Genomic DNA, 1,464 nt, shown 5'->3' with positions numbered 1-1,464 from the left:
TATACCATTCCGCATTAAAGTTCAGTCATCCTTGCCCAGTCTCTCGAATACATTTTTATCACGCGTTTTGTGCAACTGACGAAGTTGTTCCAAGCCTGACTGCAAACATCCACTATGTCCTGATATCCTTTGAAACAGTGATTAGCGAGATGATGTTGACGTAGCCAACTCGATACCTGCTCGATGGGGTTGAGCTCCGGGGGAATACGGTGGCAATTTGAGTATCGACAGGTTCGGGATATCAACGGCAATATCATTGGTGTGCCAACCCGCACCATCCATCACCCCGATCACATCGTGACTGGGAATGCTTTATCGGTGTATATATTCATTGGTTTCGGAATCTTGGGACTGATAAATTTATCTATATTGATAGTCTCAATCAGTCGCTATTGGCAACCTTAATTAAACAATATTCCCGCATTATTGGTTTCTTTAATTTGTTTCAGAATTTGTGGGATACCTAAATCTCTGCATTCGTATAGCCAGTTCCCCATGCTGATGCGACTGATCCCCCAATCGGCCAGTTGTTGGTAGTTGGGCAATTCAGGCTGCGCCATCAGATTGATGGGTAATGTGACGTTTTGTGTAGTGGTCTAATGAATCCGGACACCATTTTAGGTGGTAAAGTTGCCACTTGATTAAGAGGTGTTTCATGACCAGAAAAAGACGTTCCTTTACACCAGAGTTCAAACTTGAAGCGGCCAGTTTGGTACTGGACCAAGGTTATTCCATCCCAGAGGCCAGTCGTTCCCTGGATATCGGTGAGACTGCACTCAGACGCTGGGTCAATCAGTTGGAAGCCGAACGCGGTGGCTCAACGCCAGTGAGCAAGGCCTTGACGCCTGAGCAGCAAAAGATTCAGGAACTTGAGGCCAGGATTAATCGTCTGGAGCGAGAGAAAGCCATCTTAAAAAAGGCAACCGCTCTCTTGATGCAGGACGAACTCGAACGTACGCGCTGATAGACCAGTTGAGAGGGCAGGAGACTGTGGAATTGGTCTGTTCAGTATTTGATATCGCACCATCCAGCTTTTATGGCTACTTGAGCCGCAAACGCTTGGTGAATGCACAGCGACTGCATCAACGCAGCGAGGTTAATCGCTTATTCACAGAAAGTCGCTCTTCTGCAGGCAGCCGAACGCTGGTTTCTATGTTGCGTGAACAAGGGGAGCAGATTGGTCGTTATCGAGTACGTAGTCTCATGAAAGAGTTGGGGCTTATATGTAAACAACCAGGCTCTCACGCATATAAAGTCGCCACGATTGAGCGACCGGATATTCCTAACAGATTAGCTCGGGACTTTGCTCCAAGTATCCCGAATCAGTCCTGGTGTGGCGATATCACTTACATCTGGGTCGGCAGTCGCTGGTGTTATCTGGCGACGGTTATGGACTTGTATAGTCGACGTGTTGTTGGCTGGGCGCTGTCAAATAAACCAGACGCTGAGTTGGCGATTAAAGCA

At 47.5% G+C, this 1,464-nt stretch carries 2 pseudogenes; one reads left to right on the top strand and one right to left on the bottom strand.

Features of this window, described 5'->3' with window-relative positions:
* Positions 1–14: 14 nt before the first annotated feature.
* Positions 15–285: pseudogene (locus tag ACRRUX_RS20510) on the bottom strand (transposase); the annotation flags it as partial.
* Positions 286–655: 370 nt separating this feature from the next.
* On the opposite strand from ACRRUX_RS20510, the pseudogene ACRRUX_RS20505 reads away from it, so the two are divergent.
* Positions 656–1,464: pseudogene (locus tag ACRRUX_RS20505) on the top strand (IS3 family transposase); the annotation flags it as partial.

Origin of the sequence: Shewanella sp. GXUN23E, from assembly GCF_050865035.1 — a bacterium.
Classification (GTDB): domain Bacteria; phylum Pseudomonadota; class Gammaproteobacteria; order Enterobacterales; family Shewanellaceae; genus Shewanella.
Note: the sequence above shows the minus strand (reverse complement) of the source record. Positions and strands in the feature narration are given on the sequence as shown.